The sequence below is a fragment of the Streptomyces sp. NPDC006552 genome (assembly GCF_040611655.1).
In the GTDB taxonomy this organism is placed as follows: domain Bacteria; phylum Actinomycetota; class Actinomycetes; order Streptomycetales; family Streptomycetaceae; genus Streptomyces.
Genome location: NZ_JBEXOS010000007.1, coordinates 33,056 through 50,145, shown reverse-complemented (window position 1 = coordinate 50,145; position 17,090 = coordinate 33,056). Strand labels below are relative to the sequence as shown.

14 protein-coding genes and 1 pseudogene are annotated in these 17,090 nt (G+C 72.3%); 8 read left to right on the top strand and 7 right to left on the bottom strand.

The window, feature by feature from the left end:
- Positions 1-6: 6 nt before the first annotated feature.
- Positions 7-513 (bottom strand): metallophosphoesterase, encoded by a 507-nt coding sequence (locus ABZY33_RS06455; protein WP_356490344.1) that lies wholly within the window; start codon positions 511-513, stop codon positions 7-9.
- A gap of 96 nt (positions 514-609) precedes the next feature.
- Here ABZY33_RS06455 and ABZY33_RS06450 point away from each other — a divergent pair, with 96 nt between their 5' ends.
- Positions 610-1,842, top strand: coding sequence for an FUSC family protein (locus tag ABZY33_RS06450; protein ID WP_356490343.1), 1,233 nt, complete (start codon positions 610-612; stop codon positions 1,840-1,842).
- A gap of 84 nt (positions 1,843-1,926) precedes the next feature.
- On the opposite strand, the gene ABZY33_RS06445 is transcribed toward ABZY33_RS06450, so the two are convergent.
- Complete coding sequence (locus ABZY33_RS06445) at positions 1,927-2,778, bottom strand: class I SAM-dependent methyltransferase (protein WP_356490342.1); 852 nt, start codon at positions 2,776-2,778, stop codon at positions 1,927-1,929.
- Positions 2,779-3,233: 455 nt separating this feature from the next.
- Here ABZY33_RS06445 and ABZY33_RS06440 point away from each other — a divergent pair, with 455 nt between their 5' ends.
- Positions 3,234-3,668, top strand: coding sequence for a VOC family protein (locus ABZY33_RS06440; RefSeq protein WP_356490341.1), 435 nt, complete (start codon positions 3,234-3,236; stop codon positions 3,666-3,668).
- A 564-nt stretch (positions 3,669-4,232) separates the two neighbouring features.
- Complete coding sequence (locus tag ABZY33_RS06435) at positions 4,233-6,053, top strand: cellulase family glycosylhydrolase (RefSeq protein ID WP_356490340.1); 1,821 nt, start codon at positions 4,233-4,235, stop codon at positions 6,051-6,053.
- A 113-nt stretch (positions 6,054-6,166) separates the two neighbouring features.
- On the opposite strand, the gene ABZY33_RS06430 is transcribed toward ABZY33_RS06435, so the two are convergent.
- The 4 genes from ABZY33_RS06430 to ABZY33_RS06415 form a co-directional block, all read right to left on the bottom strand.
- Entirely contained in the window at positions 6,167-6,730 is a 564-nt protein-coding gene (locus ABZY33_RS06430) for a dihydrofolate reductase family protein (RefSeq protein ID WP_356490339.1), read from the bottom strand.
- An 88-nt stretch (positions 6,731-6,818) separates the two neighbouring features.
- Positions 6,819-7,214, bottom strand: coding sequence for an SMI1/KNR4 family protein (locus tag ABZY33_RS06425; protein WP_356490338.1), 396 nt, complete (start codon positions 7,212-7,214; stop codon positions 6,819-6,821).
- A 146-nt stretch (positions 7,215-7,360) separates the two neighbouring features.
- A complete protein-coding gene (locus tag ABZY33_RS06420) occupies positions 7,361-7,828 on the bottom strand; it encodes a nuclear transport factor 2 family protein (protein ID WP_356490337.1) in 468 nt (155 codons plus the stop codon).
- Between the two features lie 14 nt (positions 7,829-7,842).
- A complete protein-coding gene (locus ABZY33_RS06415) occupies positions 7,843-8,793 on the bottom strand; it encodes a pyridoxamine 5'-phosphate oxidase family protein (protein WP_356490336.1) in 951 nt (316 codons plus the stop codon).
- A gap of 151 nt (positions 8,794-8,944) precedes the next feature.
- On the opposite strand from ABZY33_RS06415, the gene ABZY33_RS06410 reads away from it, so the two are divergent.
- The 3 genes from ABZY33_RS06410 to ABZY33_RS06400 are packed head-to-tail and all read left to right on the top strand — an operon-like array spanning position 8,945 to position 11,321.
- A complete protein-coding gene (locus ABZY33_RS06410) occupies positions 8,945-9,694 on the top strand; it encodes a CGNR zinc finger domain-containing protein (RefSeq protein WP_356490335.1) in 750 nt (249 codons plus the stop codon).
- Positions 9,691-10,338, top strand: a complete 648-nt coding sequence (locus ABZY33_RS06405) for an HD domain-containing protein (protein ID WP_356490334.1) — start codon at positions 9,691-9,693, stop codon at positions 10,336-10,338. Before ABZY33_RS06410 ends, ABZY33_RS06405 begins: the two co-directional genes overlap by 4 nt.
- Entirely contained in the window at positions 10,326-11,321 is a 996-nt protein-coding gene (locus ABZY33_RS06400) for a GlxA family transcriptional regulator (protein WP_356490333.1), read from the top strand. The genes ABZY33_RS06405 and ABZY33_RS06400 overlap by 13 nt, the downstream gene beginning before the upstream one ends.
- A 63-nt stretch (positions 11,322-11,384) precedes the next feature.
- Here ABZY33_RS06400 and ABZY33_RS06395 read toward each other — a convergent pair.
- Positions 11,385-14,688, bottom strand: a pseudogene (locus ABZY33_RS06395) (BTAD domain-containing putative transcriptional regulator).
- 150 nt (positions 14,689-14,838) lie between these two features.
- On the opposite strand from ABZY33_RS06395, the gene ABZY33_RS06390 reads away from it, so the two are divergent.
- Positions 14,839-15,795, top strand: a complete 957-nt coding sequence (locus ABZY33_RS06390) for an SDR family NAD(P)-dependent oxidoreductase (RefSeq protein ID WP_356490332.1) — start codon at positions 14,839-14,841, stop codon at positions 15,793-15,795.
- Positions 15,788-17,017: an MFS transporter gene (locus tag ABZY33_RS06385; RefSeq protein ID WP_356490331.1), complete on the top strand. Its 1,230-nt coding sequence runs from the start codon at positions 15,788-15,790 to the stop codon at positions 17,015-17,017. Before ABZY33_RS06390 ends, ABZY33_RS06385 begins: the two co-directional genes overlap by 8 nt.
- Positions 17,018-17,090 lie beyond the last annotated feature (73 nt).

The window sequence follows — 17,090 nt, the reverse complement described above, 5'->3', positions numbered from 1 at the left end:
GCGGGTTCAGCCGGTCCTGCGCGGCAGGTTGTGCAACGTCACCTCGGTCAGCTCGCCCTCGTCCACCACGGCTGTCATATAGGTGCAGTACGGCTGGCGGCGCCGGTCGGTCGGCGAGCCCGGGTTCAGCAGGCGCAGCCCGCCCGGCGCCGTCGTGTCCCAGGGGATGTGACTGTGCCCGAAGACCAGGACGTCGAGGTCCGGGAAGCGTTCGGCACAGCGGCGCTCCCGCCCCGGGGCCGCGCCCGTCTCATGGACGACGCCCAGCCGCAGGCCACCGAGGTCCGCCCGGGCCACCTCCGGCAGCCGCGCCCGCAGCCCGGAACCGTCATTGTTTCCGTGGACACCGATCAGCCGCCGGGAGCGGGACTCCAGCAGATCCAGCGTCGCGGTGTCCACCCAGTCGCCGGCGTGGACGACCACGTCGGCGAGCGACAGCTGCGCCAGCAGCTCGGCGGGCAGCTCCTTCGCACGCTTCGGCAGATGGGTGTCCGACATCAGCAGCAGAAGCATGGGGCCACTATCGCGCATCCCCTCGCGCCCCGTCCGCCCCGCCCGCAACCGTGCACCCCGGGTGTCTGTGATCGTTCCGGGGGGAACAGGCACTCCGTGCGCGAAGCAACCGATCCCCTTCTCAACCTCGTCAAACGTGGCAAGGAACCCGCCGTGGTGCAGACGGTGCGCTCCACCGCCGCGGCCGTCATCTCCTACGTCGTCGCCCTCAGACTCAGCAGCGAACCCGTCCCCCTCACCGCCCCGCTGACCGCCCTCCTCGTCGTCCAGGTCACCCTCTACGCGACCATCCGCACCGGCATCAGCCGGGTGAACGCCGTCGTGGCGGGGGTGCTGATCGCCATCGGGTTCAGCGCGCTGGTGGGGCTGAGCTGGTGGAGCCTCGGCCTGATCATTCTGGCCGCGCTGACCATCGGCCGGTTCGTCAAAGCGGGTGACTTTCTCGTCGAGGTCGCGATCAGCGCCATGCTCGTCCTGGGCGTCACCCAGGCGGCGGGGGCAGCCTGGGACCGCGTGCTGGAGACGCTGATCGGCGCGGTCGTCGGACTCCTGTTCAACACCCTGTTCGTCCCGCCGGTGTGGGTGTCGTCGGCGAGCGAGTCACTGCTCGACCTCTCCCGCCGGATGTACCGCCTGACGAGCAACATGCACGACCAGCTCGCCGGACCCGTCTCGGTCGAGGAGGCGGCGACGAAACTGCACGAGGCGCGCCGCCTCGACAACGACATCGCCGACGTCGACGCCGCGCTGCGGCAGGCCGAGGACAGCCTGCGGTTCAACCCGCGGGTCAAGGAGGGCCTGCTCTCGCGCGTCGTCCTGCGCACCGGCCTGGACACGCTGGAGATCTGCTCGGTCGTCCTCAGGGTCTCCTCGCGGACCCTCACGGACCTCGCCAAGGCGCGTGCGGGGGAGCCGCTCTACCCCGCGCACGTCTCCCAGGCGCTCCAGGAGATGTACACCCATGTGGGCGGAGCCTTCCAGGCGTTCGCCGTGCTGATCACCTCACAGGTCAGTGCCAGCGCGGAGGACGCCGAGTCCCGGCTCACCGAGGAACTCGCCGCCGGGCGCAAGAGCCGCGACCAGGTCGCCGCCATGTTGCTCGACCTGGTGCGGGACGAGCCCGAACAGTGGCAGTTGCACGGGGCGCTGCTCGCGGAGGCGGACCGGATCCTGGACGAGATGGACGTGGAGAAGCGGTCGGCGCGGCTCGTGGAGGAACTCGACCTGCGCGCGCGCGAGGCGCAGGACAGACACCCCCGGCTGACGGCCTTCAAGCGCCGGCTGCGCGGAGCCTCCCGCCGCCTGCGCCACCTGCGCGAGCGCGGCTGAACCATGCGGGCCGGCCCGGAAGCCGCAGCCGCTCATCCGGCGGGCCTGCGCCTGTAGCGAGATCGCCGGGCGGACAGGCGGGCCCTACCGGCGGATGGCCGAGATGAGTCCGCCGGGCCGTTCCTCGCGGCGCGGCGGCGTGCCGATCGGGCGGCCGTAGGCGGCGGCGCGCTCGCGCAGGGTGTGGCTTTCGGCCTCCCAGCCGTGCCCGGCCAGCCAGCCCACCGGGTCGTCGGGCATCTCCGAGACCCACAGGGACGCGGCCGATCCCGGGGCGGCGCCCGCGCCGAAGCGCTCGACGACGCCGCGCGAGCCCAATGTGAGCCCCATCCGGCTGCCCGGGGCCGAGCGCGCGCTGATTCGGGCGAGCAGGAGTTCCACCGCCTCCTCGGGCAGGTAGATCAGCAGCCCTTCGGCGATCCACGCGGTCGGCTCGGCGGGGTCGTGCCCGGCGGCGGCCAGAGCGGCCGGCCAGTCCTCACGTAGATCCACGGCGAGGGTGCTCCGCTCGCAGCGTGCGACCGCCCGCTCCTGGCGCAGCACCGACGCCTTGAACTCCAGCGGCGCGGCGGTGTCGACCTCGAACAGCCGGGTGCCCTCGGGCCACGCCATCCGGAAGGCCCGGCTGTCCATGCCGGCACCGAGCAGGACGACCTGCCGGACCCCGGCCGCGCAGGCCCGGCGCAGCAGGTCGTCGAGGAACTTCGTCCTGATGACGATGGAGAACGACACCGCCTGCCGACGGCGCCGCGCGGCCTCGTCGTCGGGCAGCGGCGCCGAGGAGGGCCACAGGCCACCGGCGGCGGCGAAGGCCTGCGCCAAGGGGTCGCGGAACAGGGCGTTCGCCCGCTCTGTCTCCAGCGCCCGCACCCTGGCCACTCCCACCGATGTGGCCCACACTCCTGACGGCTGCACCCGCCCCTGCTCCTCGGTCACCGCGCCAGCGTAGAGGAACGAACGCGGGGGCCGGGCGGTCGCACCGGGGCCGGGCACGGCCGGTCGGCCATCCCACGCCGGCCGCCGGCGGCCACGGCCGAGGTGCGGGCGGCTCGAACCAGAGGGGTCGGCGGGTGCCCCGGTCTGCTGGTGCGAACGGGAGAGGGGCGGTGTAGAGAGCAGGCATGTCGCCAGATCCCGGCGGATCCGGCCGGCCGGCGCGCGCCGGCGCGGCCATGGTCACGATCCCGATCGCGTGGATCGTCGTGGGTCCGTGATCGATCTCCTCGCGCCACCCCACCTCCGTCTCGGCCCGCTGGGCGCGCCGGCCCTGAACCCGGCCGGAGCGTCCGGCGTCCAGGGTCGACGGCGCCACCCACGGCCTTGGCGACGCGCGCGACCCCGCCCCGGAAAACGAGCGGCAGTCTGCCCCGGGTCCGCGGTACGGTGCGCCGATGTCAGAGATCAGGAAGTTCCAGGTCACCTTCGACTGCGCGGAACCTGAGCGCGTCGCCCGGTTCTGGTGCGAGGTGCTGGGGTACGTCCCACCGCCGCCCCCGGAGGGGTTCACCACCTGGGAGGATGCCAACCGCGCCCTGCCCCCCGAGAAGCAGGGGGCCTGGTTCGCGTGCAGCGATCCCGCAGGGGTGGGCCCGCGTCTGTACTTCCAGCGCGTCCCCGAGGGAAAGGCCGTCAAGAACCGGGTCCACCTCGACGTCCGGGTCGGCACCGGCCTCGTGGGCGCCGAACGCCTCGCCGCGCTCGAAGCGGAGTGCGCGCGTCTGGTCGAGCTGGGTGCGACGCATGTGCAGACGCTGTACGCCGATGAGGAGAACGAGTCGTGCATCCCGATGCTGGACGTCGAGGGCAACGAGTTCTGCATCGACTGACGCCCGTCGCCGAGGGGATGGCGCGCTACCGCCGGTACCGCGAGCGACGCTTCGGGCTGTAGGCGTGAACGCGGGGTGCGGGGGCGATGCAGTGTCTAGGGGCGGGCATTCCGATGCGCTTGTGCGGTGACCGTTCTGTTGCCGTCGCGACAATCTTGGGCTGGGCGCCGAACGCCCAGGAGACGGCGCACTGTTCGCAAGCGCCGGAAGCCCGCCATGCCCGTGCCCGTGGTTGCAACGGTCGCGGGACGGCAAGAGCCCGTCCCCGACCCTCGGCACCACACCTTTTCGGCCACCGCCGCAACGCGCCACACGGCATATACCGGTCCGGCCCGAATCGGTGCGCGGGGTATTGACGCGTACACGCTTAGTGGCTTCCATGGGCGCGGCCCCGGTTGTCCCCGGCGGCCGCCCGAGTCAGGAGACCCCGGGCGACTCGCACGAGCGTCACGCCGGGTGCCCACGCCCGCCCCACCCCTCCATCGCCCCACGCACCGCGCCCCACCTCCGCCGCCAGTTGGGAGCGCTCCCAAGCTTCCTCCCCCGCCATTCGAGAGGCCCCCCATGAGACACCCGCCCACCCGCTTACGGCACGCCCTGCTCATCCTGCTGGCCGCGTTCGCGATCACGCTCGTACCGCTGCTCGCCGCACCCGCGCAGGCGGCGCCCGCCCAAGCCGCCACGCGAGCCGGATCCGCGCTCGCGCCCGCGGGCTCCGGATACTGGCACACCAGTGGCCGCCGTCTCCTGGACGCGCAGGACCAGCCGGTACGCATGGCGGGGATCAACTGGTTCGGGTTCGAGACCGCCAACTACGCGCCTCACGGCCTCTGGTCCCGCGACTACAAGTCGATGCTCGACCAGATGAAGTCGCTCGGCTACAACACGGTCCGCATGCCGTACAGCGACGACATCTTCAAGGGCACCATCCCCACCGGGATCACCTACGCGAACGGCCTCAACACCGACCTGGAAGGCCTCAACTCCCTCCAGGTGATGGACAAGATCGTCGACTACGCGGGAGCCGTCGGCCTCAAGGTCGTCCTCGACCGCCACCGGCCCGACTCCTCCGCCCAGTCGGCCCTGTGGTACACCTCCTCGGTCCCCGAGACCACGTGGATCGCCAACCTCAAGGCGCTCGCCACCCGTTACCGGGGAAACTCCGCCGTCGTCGGCATCGACCTGCACAACGAACCGCACGATCCGGCCTGTTGGGGATGCGGGGACAAGAACACCGACTGGCGGCTCGCCGCCGAACGGGCCGGGAACGCCGTCCTGTCCGTCAACCCCGACCTCCTCGTCTTCGTCGAGGGCGTGCAGACGGTGAACGGCCAGTCCACCTGGTGGGGCGGCAACCTCGCCGGCGTGGCCTCCGCCCCCGTACACCTCGACGTCGCGAACCGGGTCGTCTACTCCGCGCACGACTACGCGACGAGCGTCGCACAGCAACCCTGGTTCAGCGACCCGTCGTTCCCGGCGAACATGCCGGGCATCTGGGACAAGAACTGGGGCTACATCTTCAAGCAGAACATCGCCCCCGTGTGGGTCGGCGAGTTCGGCACCACTCTGCAGTCGACCGTCGACCAGAAATGGCTCGCCGCCCTGGTCGACTACCTCCGCCCCACGGCGGCCTACGGCGCGGACAGCATCAGCTGGACCTTCTGGTCGTGGAACCCCAACTCGGGTGACACGGGCGGCATCCTCAAGGACGACTGGCAGACCGTGGACACCGTCAAGGACGGCTACCTGGCCTCCGTCAAGGCGCCGGCGTTCGGCGGCGGCGGAGGGGGCGGGGGCGACACCACCGCGCCTTCCACGCCCGCCGGGGTCCGGGTGACCGGCACGACCTCGTCCAGCGTCTCGCTGTCCTGGACGGCCTCCACCGACAACACCGCGGTGACGGCCTACGACGTCTACCGGGGCACCGGCAAGGTCGGATCCGCGACCGGCACGACCTACACGGACACCGGCCTGACCGCCGCGACCCGCTACGAGTACACGGTCCGGGCCCGCGACGCCGCGGGCAACACCTCGTCGGCCTCGACACCGGTCGCGGCCACGACCTCCGGTTCGGGCGGTGGCTCGTCCGGCTGCACGGCCTCCTACAAGGTGAGCAGTGACTGGGGGAGCGGCTTCAACGCCGAGGTCACCGTCACCAGCACCGGGACCACCCCGACCAAGTCCTGGCAGGTCACCTGGGAGTGGCCCGGCAACCAGACCATCAGCAGCATGTGGAACGCCGCCTACACCCAGGCCGGTGCGGCGGTGACCGCCCGCAACGCCGAACACAACGGCGCCCTCGCCGCCGGCGCGTCGACCTCGTTCGGCTTCGGCGCGGCGCCGGGCGGTGCGGGTACCCCCACACTGCTCTGCCGCGCGAGCTAGAGGGGCCGGATCACGGGAAGACCTCCGTGCGGGGTGGAGGCGTGCAGGGTGCACTTCGCACCGCACGGAGGTCCCCTGGGCTCTATTGATGGCGTCCTACCCGCTCCGCCAGCTCAGCGCCTCTCGTACCTGGTCATGACCACGCCGCCAGGAAACGTCCGGGTCTCCACCAGGCGCAGTTTCACCCAGCTGTCCAGCGCGGAGAGGAACGGTGTGCCGCCACCCACCAGGACCGGGTGGGCGGCGATCACGTACTCGTCGATCAGACCGGCACGCATCGCCGCCCCGGCGAGCGTCGCGCCGCCGATGCTCATGGGAGCGCCGTCCTCGGCCTTCAGCCGGGTGATCTCGGCGATCGCGTCGCCCGTGACCAGACGGGCGTTCCCGTCGACCTTGTCGAGCGTCGAGGAGAACACCACCTTCGGCGTGGCTCGCCAGGTTCGCGCGAACTCGATCTCCGCCGGGGACGCGTCGGGCTGCCGGTCGCGGGTCGGCCAGTAGGGGCTCATCGTCTCCCACAGTTTGCGTCCATACAGCGACAGGCCACTCGCCCGCTCGTGGTCCAGCCACCACTGGAACAGCTCGTCGCTCGGCGGTCCGCTCCAGCCGATGTCGTCCCCGGCCGCGGCGACGTAGCCGTCCAGGGTCAGGTTCATGCCGTAGATCAGTTTCCGCATGGCTCAGCCTTCTGTCCGGGGGTGTCCGGCGTAAGGACCAGCATGAACCGGGAAACTCATCGGTGCCCGCCTTGCTACCGGTGCTGTGCTACCGGTACCAGTCGTCATCCTCGCCGTCGGCGAGCGAGCGGCTCAGGTAGTCCGCCAAGTCCCGGGCCACCCAGCGACGGCTGTCCGTCTCGTGCTCCCAGACGAAGATGTCCGGCCGCCGGGGTGTCTGGACGAAGGCGAACTGGTCCCCGCCCGCGTCGCCTCCGAAGAACAGGAGAGCGTCGAAGGGCATGTACAACTGGGCGAAGGACGCGTCTGTGCGGAAGAGGAGGTTCTGCTCGACCATGCGGTCGACCGGCCAGACGGTGTCCGCCGCGTAGTGCCCGGCGATGCCGTCACACTCCAGAAGCAGTCGTCTCAGCTCTTGGGGCAGCTCACATCCCAGACGCCGTTCCGCATCCGCGAGGGCCCTCTCCTGTGCGGGGCCTTGCAATTCCGCTCCAGGAAAGGCTTCGAGAGCCGCTTTCCTCCACATGGCCCGGAGCGTACTCCGCGGTCCGCCCGGCCCCGTCGGAGGGACTGCCCCCGGGACTTGAGATGACGCACCGACCTACCTTGAAGGGTGTCTCCCGTTACGGTTCACGCGAGCGGGATGTCGTGGTCGGGGCCGCGTTCGCTTTCCGGGCGGGGGCCGAAGTAGCGGCGGTCGCCCTCGGTGATGGGGACGTCATTGATGCTGGCCTCGCGGCGACGCATCAGGCCGTTGTCGGCGAACTCCCACAGCTCGTTGCCGTAGGAACGGAACCACCGGCCCTGCGCGTCGTGCCACTCGTACTGGAAGCGGACGGCGATGCGGTCCTGGTGGAAGCTCCACAGACTCTTGCGCAGGACGTAGTCGAGTTCGCGCTCCCACTTGGCCGTGAGGAAGGTGACGATCTCGTCCCGGCCGGTGAGGAAGACGTCCCGGTTCCGCCAGGTGGAGTCCTCGGTATAGGCGAGGGCGACCCGCTGCGGGTCTCGGGTGTTCCAGGCGTCCTCGGCGGCCTGGACCTTGGCGCGGGCCGTGTCGAGGTCGAAGGGCGGGAACGGCGGGCGCGCGGCGGTCATGGCAGGGCTGTCCTTCACTGTGCGGTCCGGTACCGGTCGGTGAGCGGCGGGTTGTCGTGGGCGGCGGTGACGGTGTCGGCCCGCAAGGGCAACAGGCCCCCGGACACCACCTTTCGGGGCGTGAAATGGACGCGCCGGCCGGTACGGTCGTCATCGCCCGGCACACCCGGTTCGGTCCATTCGAGGCGGGCCCGGCCGGACAGGTGGAGCGTACGGCCGGTGGCGAAGTCGCAGAAGAGCAGGGCGGCGGTCGGATCGACGGCGAGGTTCCCGAGGGTGTTGAACATGTTGTTGCCCGCGTAGTCCGGCCACCACAGCCGGCCGTCCTCGACCCGGACGAATCCCGGTGGCCCGCCACGGTGCGAGACATCGTTGCCGTGTGTGGGGTGTGCCGTGCCGATCAGCAACGTATCGGACCGGCCGATCAGCTCGACGTCGTCGTCCGACAGCACGCTCGCGTGCCGGGGTAGCCGCGCGCTGGGCGGGGCGAGGGGCGCGGCGTGCAGGTCGCGGCTCTGAATGTAGGAGGGACAGTTGCCGTACGCCTGTTCCACCTCAAGGCGTAGCCCGTCGCTGTCCAGCCCGGAGAGGAAGCCGTTCACGCGGAGACGTCGCCGCGTGGCGAACTCGACGACGATCAGTCCGACCGGCTGGTCCATCGACATGTCTACAAGAGGATCGCCCGAAGTCGGCCGGACCCGTACATCGAGAACTGTCGGTGAGGTGACGTGCAGGAAGCCGGGCCGGCCGGTGAGGGGAGAGGTCCACAGCGTGCCGTGCGCGTCGCGCGCGGTGATGGCCGCGAAGCCGCGCTCGGCCAGAAACCGGCTCGCTCCGGCGCCCAGGTGTGCGGGGGCCAGCATGCCGGTGAGCCGGGCAGCCTCGCGAGCCACGCCCGCCCGGCGCTGAACGGCCAGTTCACCGTCGTGGAAACCCGCGGCGGTCTCGCGTCCGGGAGCCTTCATCGATCGTCCCTCCGCTTTCCGCCGGGACCGACAGGGTCGACGGTATGACGCTTGGAAACGCCTGCAACCGTGAGAACCATCGCACCCCGCAGCGTTTCATGTCAACGGTTATCGGCGCCTTCAACCGTTAGAACTGCGGTAGCCTCCCGGTATGGACGCGAACGCACCCCTGCTGGGCGAGCCGCTCCCCGTGGAGCTGATGAACACCATCTGGGCGGACCGGAACGGCGTGCACGACGCCCTGCGCGACACCGACGGCACCCGAGCCTGGCTGCACGCCGTCTCTTCGCGGACGGACCTGATGGCCCCGGCCGACCTGGCCGCACTCACCGCACCCGACCTCGACCGTCTCGGCGACCGGCTGGTCCGCCTCCGCGACGCCCTGCGCCGGCTGGCCGCCGAGGTCACCGGCGACCCGCGGCCGTCGGCCGCCTCCGACGTGCGGAGACTCCACGCGGCCGTCACCCAGCTCAACCGGATCGCCGCTGACACGCCCCACTGGGCGTCGCTGTCCTGGGCGCCCGGCGAGGAACCCGCACGTCACGTCCGTACCAGCGGTCCGCCCGTCCCGGCCGCCGTCTCGGCCATCGCCCAAGAAGCCGTCTCGCTCTTCAGCCAGAACGCGCGCCGACAGCTCCGCGCCTGTCTGGCGCCGGGCTGCGTCCTGTATTTCCTGAAGAACCACCCCCGCCGGGAATGGTGCTCGACCGGCTGCGGCAACCGCGCCCGTTCGGCGCGCCACTACCGACGCCGCCGTCAGAGCGCCGATCGAGACGGACTCGGTGTCCGTATCTGTGGGATGTGTGGCCTGCCAGACATGGCGGCCGGACCGCCGAGCCGGAAGAGTTGCTCCTGTTCAGGACCGAGCAGCAGCGAGAAGGAATCAGGTGAGAGACCGTGACGACAGACGCGGACGTCCAGGCCGGGGTGCGGGTACCGGACACGAGGCTGGCGCGTGAGGCGACCGAACTGGTGCGGGCCGGCACCAGCGACCTGGTCTTCCATCACTCCCGCCGGGTGTACTTCTTCGGCAGCCTTCAGGGCCGCAACCGCGACCTCAGCTTCGATCCGGAGCTGCTGTACGTCGCGGCGATGTTCCACGACCTCGGGCTGAACGAGGAGTTCCGCACCAGCGGCCGCCGCTTCGAGGTCGACAGCGCTGACGAAGCGCGCCGCTTCCTGCGGACCCACGGACTGCCGGAGGACAGCGTGCGCCGGGTGTGGACGGCGATCGCCCTGCACACCACCCCCGGTGTCCCGGAGTTCATGGAGCCGGAAGTCGCCCTGGTGACGGCCGGGGTGGAATACGACGTCCTCGGCATCGGATACGCGGACATCTCGCCGGCGGACCGGGAGGACATCGTGGCGGTGCACCCCCGTCCCGACTTCAAGAACCGCATCCTGGGCGCCTTCGCCGACGGTGTCCGGCACAAGCCGGAGACGACCTTCGGCAACGTCAAGGCCGACGTGCTCACGCACTTCGACCCCGACTTCCAGCGCGGGGACTTCGTGCGCACGATCCTGGACTCCCCATGGACCGAGTGACAGCCGCGCTTGCGCCCGCCGCCGGCCGGAGCGTCGTGATCGTGGCCTTCGACGAGGTCCAGCTGCTGGACGTCAGCGGTCCGATGGAGGTCTTCACGACGGCCAACCGCTACGGCGCCCGCTACGACGTCAGCGTGGTCTCCCCGGCCGGAAGCGACGTGCTCACCTCCTGCGGTCTGCGCATCGCGGCGGGCGATCGCCCCGGCAAGCCGATCCGGCCCGTGGACACGCTGCTCGTACCCGGCCGACGGGACTGGCGCCGTGCTGTCGGCGACAGCGCCCTGATCGACCTCGTGAGCGAGCTGGCGGAAGGGGCGCGCCGGATCACCTCGGTCTGTGCGGGCGCGTTCGTACTGGCCCGGGCCGGGCTCCTGGACGGACGGCGCGTCGCGACCCACTGGGAACTGGGCGAACAGCTCGCCGCCGCCTACCCCGGCGTACGAGTGGAAGCGCATCCGGTGTTCGTGCGCGACGGCCACGTCTTCACCTCGGCCGGGGTGACCGCGGGGATCGACCTGTCCCTCGCGCTGGTCGAGGCCGACCACGGCGCGGACGTCGCCCGGCAAGTGGCGCGCCAGCTCGTGGTCTTCATGGCACGCCCGGGAGGACAGTCGCAGTTCAGTACGCGGATGACACCGCGCGGGCCGCACCACCCGCTCGTGCGGCGTGCGATGGACGAGGTGGCGGCCGACCCCGCACTGCCGCACGGAACCGAGAGACTCGCCGGGCTGCTCGGTGTCAGCTCCCGGCACCTGGCCCGCCTCTTCCGCGGCGAGACGGGCATGACGGTCGGACAGTACGTCGACGCCGTCCGGGTCGAGGCGGCGCAGGCACTGCTGCACGCCCCGACCGCGACCGTGGAACAGGTGGCGCGGGAGGCCGGATTCGGTTCGTCGGAGACCATGCGGCGCGTGTTCCAGCACAACCTCGGCGTCTCGCCCACCACCTACCGGGCCCGCTTCCGCACCACCGCCCCCGCCTAGCCCCCACCACGCCTGCGACCGCTGCGGAACTCGCCAGGGCACGGCCGTCCTGGGGGAGGGCCGCTATGCCCTGCCATCAGCCGGAACGGGGACCGTGAGCGTATGCCGGAGCGCCGTCTCGGGGTCCAAGACGCTCCCCGCCCGGAAGGCCGCCGCGAAGGATGCGGCGCCGAGCGCGGCGCGGGCGCGGGCGGCCACCCGGTCGACGTCCCCCCGCTCGGCCGCGGGCAACGGGACCTCCACACCCCGCCGGGCCGCGTCCGCCGCCCCCAGCAGCACCGCCGCCTCCCTCGCCGCCCCCGCCAGGGACACCGCCCCGGCCAGCCCCTCCAGCGTCAGCGCGTACGCCCGCGGCTCCCCGAGCACCCGGGCCGCGTCGAGCCCCCCGCAGATGGTGACCGCGCGCACCTCCCGCATCGCCGCGCTGTTCGGCGAGGAACCCGAACTCCGCGGCCAGCAGATGGTCCCCGGCGGGTGAGGCCAGGTCGCCCTGGGCGGCGCGGAGCCGGACCAGGAGCCGTTCGGCCGCGTCGAGGTCGCCGGAGCGCCGGGCGCCGAGCGCGAGACCCATCCGGGCGTGGATCTCGCCGTACTTGTAACCCTGCTCGACCGCCCGGTGCAGAGCCCGTTCGTGCAGGTCACGGGCGCGTTCCCAGTTCTGGTTCAGGAGGGCGAGCCGGCCGAGTCCGGAGAGCCGCGCCGACACCTCGGCAGCGAGCCCCAGCTCCTCCGCGATCCGCAACCCTTCCCGGCCCAGCCGCTCCGCCTCCGCGTACTCGCCCTTGATCTCGGCGAGCGCCGCCAGCGGCTGGATGGTCTGCAACGCGCCCCACTCGTCCCCGAGGTGGTGGAACAGTTCCGCCGACCGCCGTCCGTCGCGGCGCACGGCGTCGAGGTCGCCGCGGATGAGCGCGTGCAGGGCGCGCAGAGCGAGCACGGCGGCGGTGGACCACAGATCCTCGGGATCCGGGGGGTACGTGTCGAGATAGCGCCCGCAGGCATCGGGATCGCCACCGTTGAACAGGGCGTACGCGGAGAGCCAACGGGCATGCGGTGACACCCTCGCGGCGCCGGCGGCCGGGGCGTCGGCGGTGCTCGCGCGGGTGGGTGCCGCAGGCGTGCCGGCCCCGGTCAGCAGCCCGAACGCGGTTCGCAGCACAGCCACCTCCCCGGCCGGATCCTGTTCCCGCGCCACCGCGGACAGCGCCCGGTACGCCTCCGTGAGCCGCCCGCGCAGCAGCCACCACCAGGCCAGCGCGGAGGCGAGCCGCGCCGCCACGGCCGGGTCGCGCCGGGCCGCCGTGTCGAGGGCGGCGCGCAGGTTGGCGGCCTCGGCGTCGAGCAGCATCAGCTGCTCCCGCTGGCCTCCGTCGCGCAACCGGGGCGCGGCCCGCTCGGCGAGAGCGGCGTAGTGGTCCAGATGCCGGCCGCGTACGGCGTCGGTGTCGTCCAGCTCGTCGAGCCGGTCCAGGGCGTACGCGGAGACGGATTCGAGCAGCCGGTAACGCGGTCCGGCCGGGGTGTCCACGGGGACGACCAGGGAACGGTCCACGAGACGTGTCAGGAGGTCGAGGACGTCCGCGCACTCGACCCCGTCCCCGGCGCACACGGCCTCCGCGGCCCGCAGCGTGCAGCCGTCGCGGTGCACGGCGAGGCGGCGCAGCACGATGCGTTCCGGCGCGGAGAGCAGCTCCCAGCTCCAGTCGATCATCGCGCGCAGCGTCCGCTGCCGGGCGGGCGCACCCCGCTGCCCGGCCCGCGCGCCGACACCGAGCACCCGGAACCTGTCGCCGATCCGGTCGGCCAACTCCCGTACGCCAAGCGCCCGTACCCGCGTGGCGGCGAGCTCCAGGGCGAGGGGGATGCCGTCGAGACGGCGGCAGATCTCAGCGATCGCGTCCGGGTCGCGGGCGGGGTCGAAGCCCGGCGCGGAGGCGGCGGCGCGGGCCGTGAACAAGGCGACGGCCTCGTCCGGCGCCAGCGGCCCCACGACCAGCACGGCCTCTCCGGCGGCGGCCAGGCCCAGCGGCTCCTGGCTGGTGGCGAGGATGCGGAGCCGGGGCGCGGCACGCAACAGGGCGTGAGCCAACTCCGCTGCCGCGTCGACGACATGCTCGCAGTTGTCGAGCACGAGCAGGACGTGACGCTCGCGCAGTGCGTCGGTGAGCCGTTGCTCAGCGCAGGTGCCGGGGTGGGCGGAGGTGCTACGCGGGGCCGGAGCGTCGTGCAGGCCGAGGGCGGTGGCGACGGCTTCCGCGAGGTCGTCGGTGCCGCCCACCACTCCGGCCAACTCCACGAGCCACACCTCCCCGGCGCTCTCGCCCGCCCGCCGCGCGGCTTCTACGGCGACCCGCGTCTTGCCCACCCCTCCGGGCCCGGTGAGCGTGACCAGCCGCCCGTCGCCCAGCAGCCGTCCCAGGGCGGCGAGGGTGGCGGCGCGACCGATGAGAGGGGTGGTGGGGGCGGGCAGCCGCGAACCGGGGGCGGGTACGACGGCCGCGGGGAGCTGGGCTCCGGTGGCGGGTGGTGTGACGGCGGCGGGCGGCTGGGTTCCAGCGGATTTCAGCGCCCCGGCGACCGGAACCGAACCCCGCGCCCGTGTATCCGCGGATCCGGCTTCCCCCGAGAGCAGCCCCGGATCCTGACGGAGGATCGCTTGGTGCAGGGCGACGAGTTCCGGGGTCGGGTCCACGCCCAGTTCGTCCGCGAGGACCTTGCGCAGATGCTCGTACGAGGTGAGGGCCTCGCTTTGGCGTCCCGCCCTGTACAGCGCGCGCATCTGCAAGCCGCGCAGCCGCTCACGCAGCGGATGATCCTCGACCAACGCCCCCAACTCAGCGGCTGCCGAGCCGTGTTGCCCGAGCGACAACCGGGCGTCGGCCAGTTCCTCCAGCGCCGCGATCCGCAGCTCCTCCAGCGCGCTCCCCGCTGCCCGCGCGAACTTCGCGTCCGCGAAGTCGGCGAAGGCCACCCCGCGCCACAACTGGAGCGCTGTGGTCAGCAGTTGTACGCGCTCACCCGCGTCCGGCACCGCGCGCGCCCGCTCCACCAGCCCCTGGAATCTCACGGCATCGATGTCGGCCCCCTCCAGCACCAGCCGGTACCCGGCGCCCTGCCGTACGACGCGCTCCCGGCCGATGGCGCCGCGTAGCTGGGAGACCTTGGCCTGAAGGGAGTTGACGGGGTTCGACGGCGGCCGCCCGCCGCCCTCACCCCACAGCCCGTCGATGAGCCGGTCGACGGAGACACCCCGCCCCTCGGCCGCGAGCAGAATGGCCAGCAAGGCCCTGACCTTCGCCTCGGGCACCCCGACCACGCGACCGTCGCGGTCCCGCACGACGAGAGCCCCCAACACCCCGAACCACATGCGTGCACGGTACCCGGCCGGTTTTGCGCCCGGTCCCGAACAAAGCGCCGAGCACTGTCGGTGGGCGCCGGCCTCGGTCCTGAGCCAATCCTCAGCCGACCGTCAGCGCACCGTCAGCCGATCCGAAGCGCCACCGCGCAGAGTCACCACATGACCAAATACACCGACCGAACCGCAGTGGTCACCGGCGGAGCCCACGGCACGGGACTCGCCGTCGCCAAACGCCTCGTCGAAGGCGGAGCCCGCGTCCTGGTCACGGCCCGCGACCCCGCGGCCCTCCCGGGGGCCCGGACCGAACTCGGCCGTGGCGCGCACCTGTTGGCCGACGGCGCGACCCCGCTCACGGAGACCGTAGCGGCCCGGCTCGGTCACATCGACCACCTCTTCGTCCACGCGGGCAGCCCCGACACCTCGCCGCACACCGCCGCCGCGGAGGCCCGCGCCACTCTCGACGCCCTGCTCCCGCTGCTCACGCCGCGAGGTTCGGTCGTCCTCAGCGGCTGCCCGGCCACCCAGTCCGCCCTGCGCGTCTGCGCCCAGGAGGCGGCGGCCCGCGGAGTCCGCGTGAACACGGTCGCCGCGGGCCACGACGACGACCTCATGCAACGGCGCGGCTCAGCGGACGAGGCGGCCCGCGCGGCCCTGTTCCTGGCGACGGAAGCGCCGTTCACCACCGGCACCGAACTGCCCGTGGACGTGATGGCCGAGGCTACGGAGGTGACTGCCGGGCCCGAGACGGTCACGACGACGGCGATGCCTGAGACGACCGCGACGACGGCGATGCCTGAGACGACCGCGACGACGGCGATGCCTGAAACGACCGCGACGACGGCGATGCCTGAGACGACCCCGACGACCCCGACGACCGCGACGACCGCGCGAATCGAGAAGCCCGATAAGCCCGATAAGCCCGAGACGACTGAGACGACCGCGCGAGTCGCGAAGCCCGAGACGGCTGAGACCACCGCGACGACCGCGCCAGCAGCGAAGCCCGAGACGACCGCGACGGTCGCCAGGCCGGCGACACCCCCGACATCGGCGACACCCCCGACACCATCCGCGGCGGCAGCGGCCCCGAAGCTCTCCGGAGGCCACCCCCATGCCTGACACCGAACCGACGGCCCGCGCGACCGCCCCCGAGCCCGTCCCCTCCGCCGAACCCACCGCACCCTCCAAGGGCTCCCTCTCCCACCGCCTCCCCGCCCTGCTGGCTCTGGCCACAGCCGTGTTCATCACCAGCCTCACCGAGACCCTCCCGGCGGGCCTGCTCCCGGCCATGAGCGGGACACTCGGCGTGAGCGAGTCGGCGACGGGCCAGACCGTCACCGTCTATGCGACCGGCACCTTCCTCACCGCGATCCCGCTGACCGCGGCCACGGCATACTGGCGCCGTCGCCGGCTCCTGCTGACCGCGATGGCCGGTTTCGCCGTCGCGAACACGGTGACCGCGCTCTCCTCCTCTTACGCCCTGACCATGACGGCCCGTTTCGCCGCGGGGGTCGCGGCGGGCCTGGCCTGGGCGTTGCTCGCGGGTTACGCGCGCCGCCTCGCCCCACCGGGCCTCCAGGGCAAGGCCATCGCGATCGCCATGGCCGGGATCCCGGTGGCGCTGTCGCTCGGCGTACCCGCGGGCACCCTCCTGGGTTCGGCGCTCGGCTGGCGCACCGCGTTCCTCGCGATGACGATACTGACCGCGGTCCTGCTGCTGTGGATCCGCCTGACGGTCCCCGACCACCCCGGGCAGGACCGCGCAGCCCGCACCCCGATGCGCGGGGCCCTGCGTGTCCCGGGTGTCCCCGCCGTCCTCACGGTCACGCTGGTCTTCGTGCTGGCGCACACGCTGCTGTACGCGTACATCGCCACGTTCCTCGACGACCTGGGCCTGGGCGGTTCGACCGACGTGATCCTGCTGGTGTTCGGAGCGGCCTCACTGCTGAGCATCTGGATCGTCGGAGCGCGCATCCACCACGCCCTGCGTGCCCTGACGATCGGCGGCACGCTCCTGGTCGGCGCGGGTGCGGCCCTCCTCGCCCTGTCCGCTGACAGCACCCCGCTCGTGTACGTGGCCGCGGCCCTGTGGGGGCTCGGCTGGGGCGGTGTCCCGACGCTGTTGCAGACCGCGGCGGGCCGGGCGGGCGGCGATCAGGCCGACGCGGCCCAGGCGATGCTCGTGACCTTGTGGAACGTGGCGATGGCGGGCGGCGGTGTGGCAGGCGGTGTCCTGCTCGACGCGGCGGGCCCGGCCGCGCTCCCGTGGGCGGTGCTGCTGCTCCTGGCCCCGACGCTGGCCCTGGTCCTGACGGGCCGACGACACGCCTTCCCCTCCTGATCCTCCCGCCGACAGCCCACCCGACCCACCACCACCATCACCGCCGCCACCACCTGGATGACAACAACAGAAG

Bases quoted from the DNA above. Each gene is read 5' to 3' on its own strand.
- ABZY33_RS06455 (WP_356490344.1), bottom strand. From the start codon at position 513: ATGCTTCTGCTGCTGATGTCGGACACCCATCTGCCGAAGCGTGCGAAG.
- ABZY33_RS06440 (WP_356490341.1), top strand. From the start codon at position 3,234: ATGTCAGAGATCAGGAAGTTCCAGGTCACCTTCGACTGCGCGGAACCT.
- ABZY33_RS06435 (WP_356490340.1), top strand. From the start codon at position 4,233: ATGAGACACCCGCCCACCCGCTTACGGCACGCCCTGCTCATCCTGCTG.
- ABZY33_RS06430 (WP_356490339.1), bottom strand. From the start codon at position 6,730: ATGCGGAAACTGATCTACGGCATGAACCTGACCCTGGACGGCTACGTC.
- ABZY33_RS06420 (WP_356490337.1), bottom strand. From the start codon at position 7,828: ATGACCGCCGCGCGCCCGCCGTTCCCGCCCTTCGACCTCGACACGGCC.
- ABZY33_RS06415 (WP_356490336.1), bottom strand. From the start codon at position 8,793: ATGAAGGCTCCCGGACGCGAGACCGCCGCGGGTTTCCACGACGGTGAA.
- ABZY33_RS06410 (WP_356490335.1), top strand. From the start codon at position 8,945: ATGGACGCGAACGCACCCCTGCTGGGCGAGCCGCTCCCCGTGGAGCTG.
- ABZY33_RS06400 (WP_356490333.1), top strand. From the start codon at position 10,326: ATGGACCGAGTGACAGCCGCGCTTGCGCCCGCCGCCGGCCGGAGCGTC.
- ABZY33_RS06390 (WP_356490332.1), top strand. From the start codon at position 14,839: ATGACCAAATACACCGACCGAACCGCAGTGGTCACCGGCGGAGCCCAC.
- ABZY33_RS06385 (WP_356490331.1), top strand. From the start codon at position 15,788: ATGCCTGACACCGAACCGACGGCCCGCGCGACCGCCCCCGAGCCCGTC.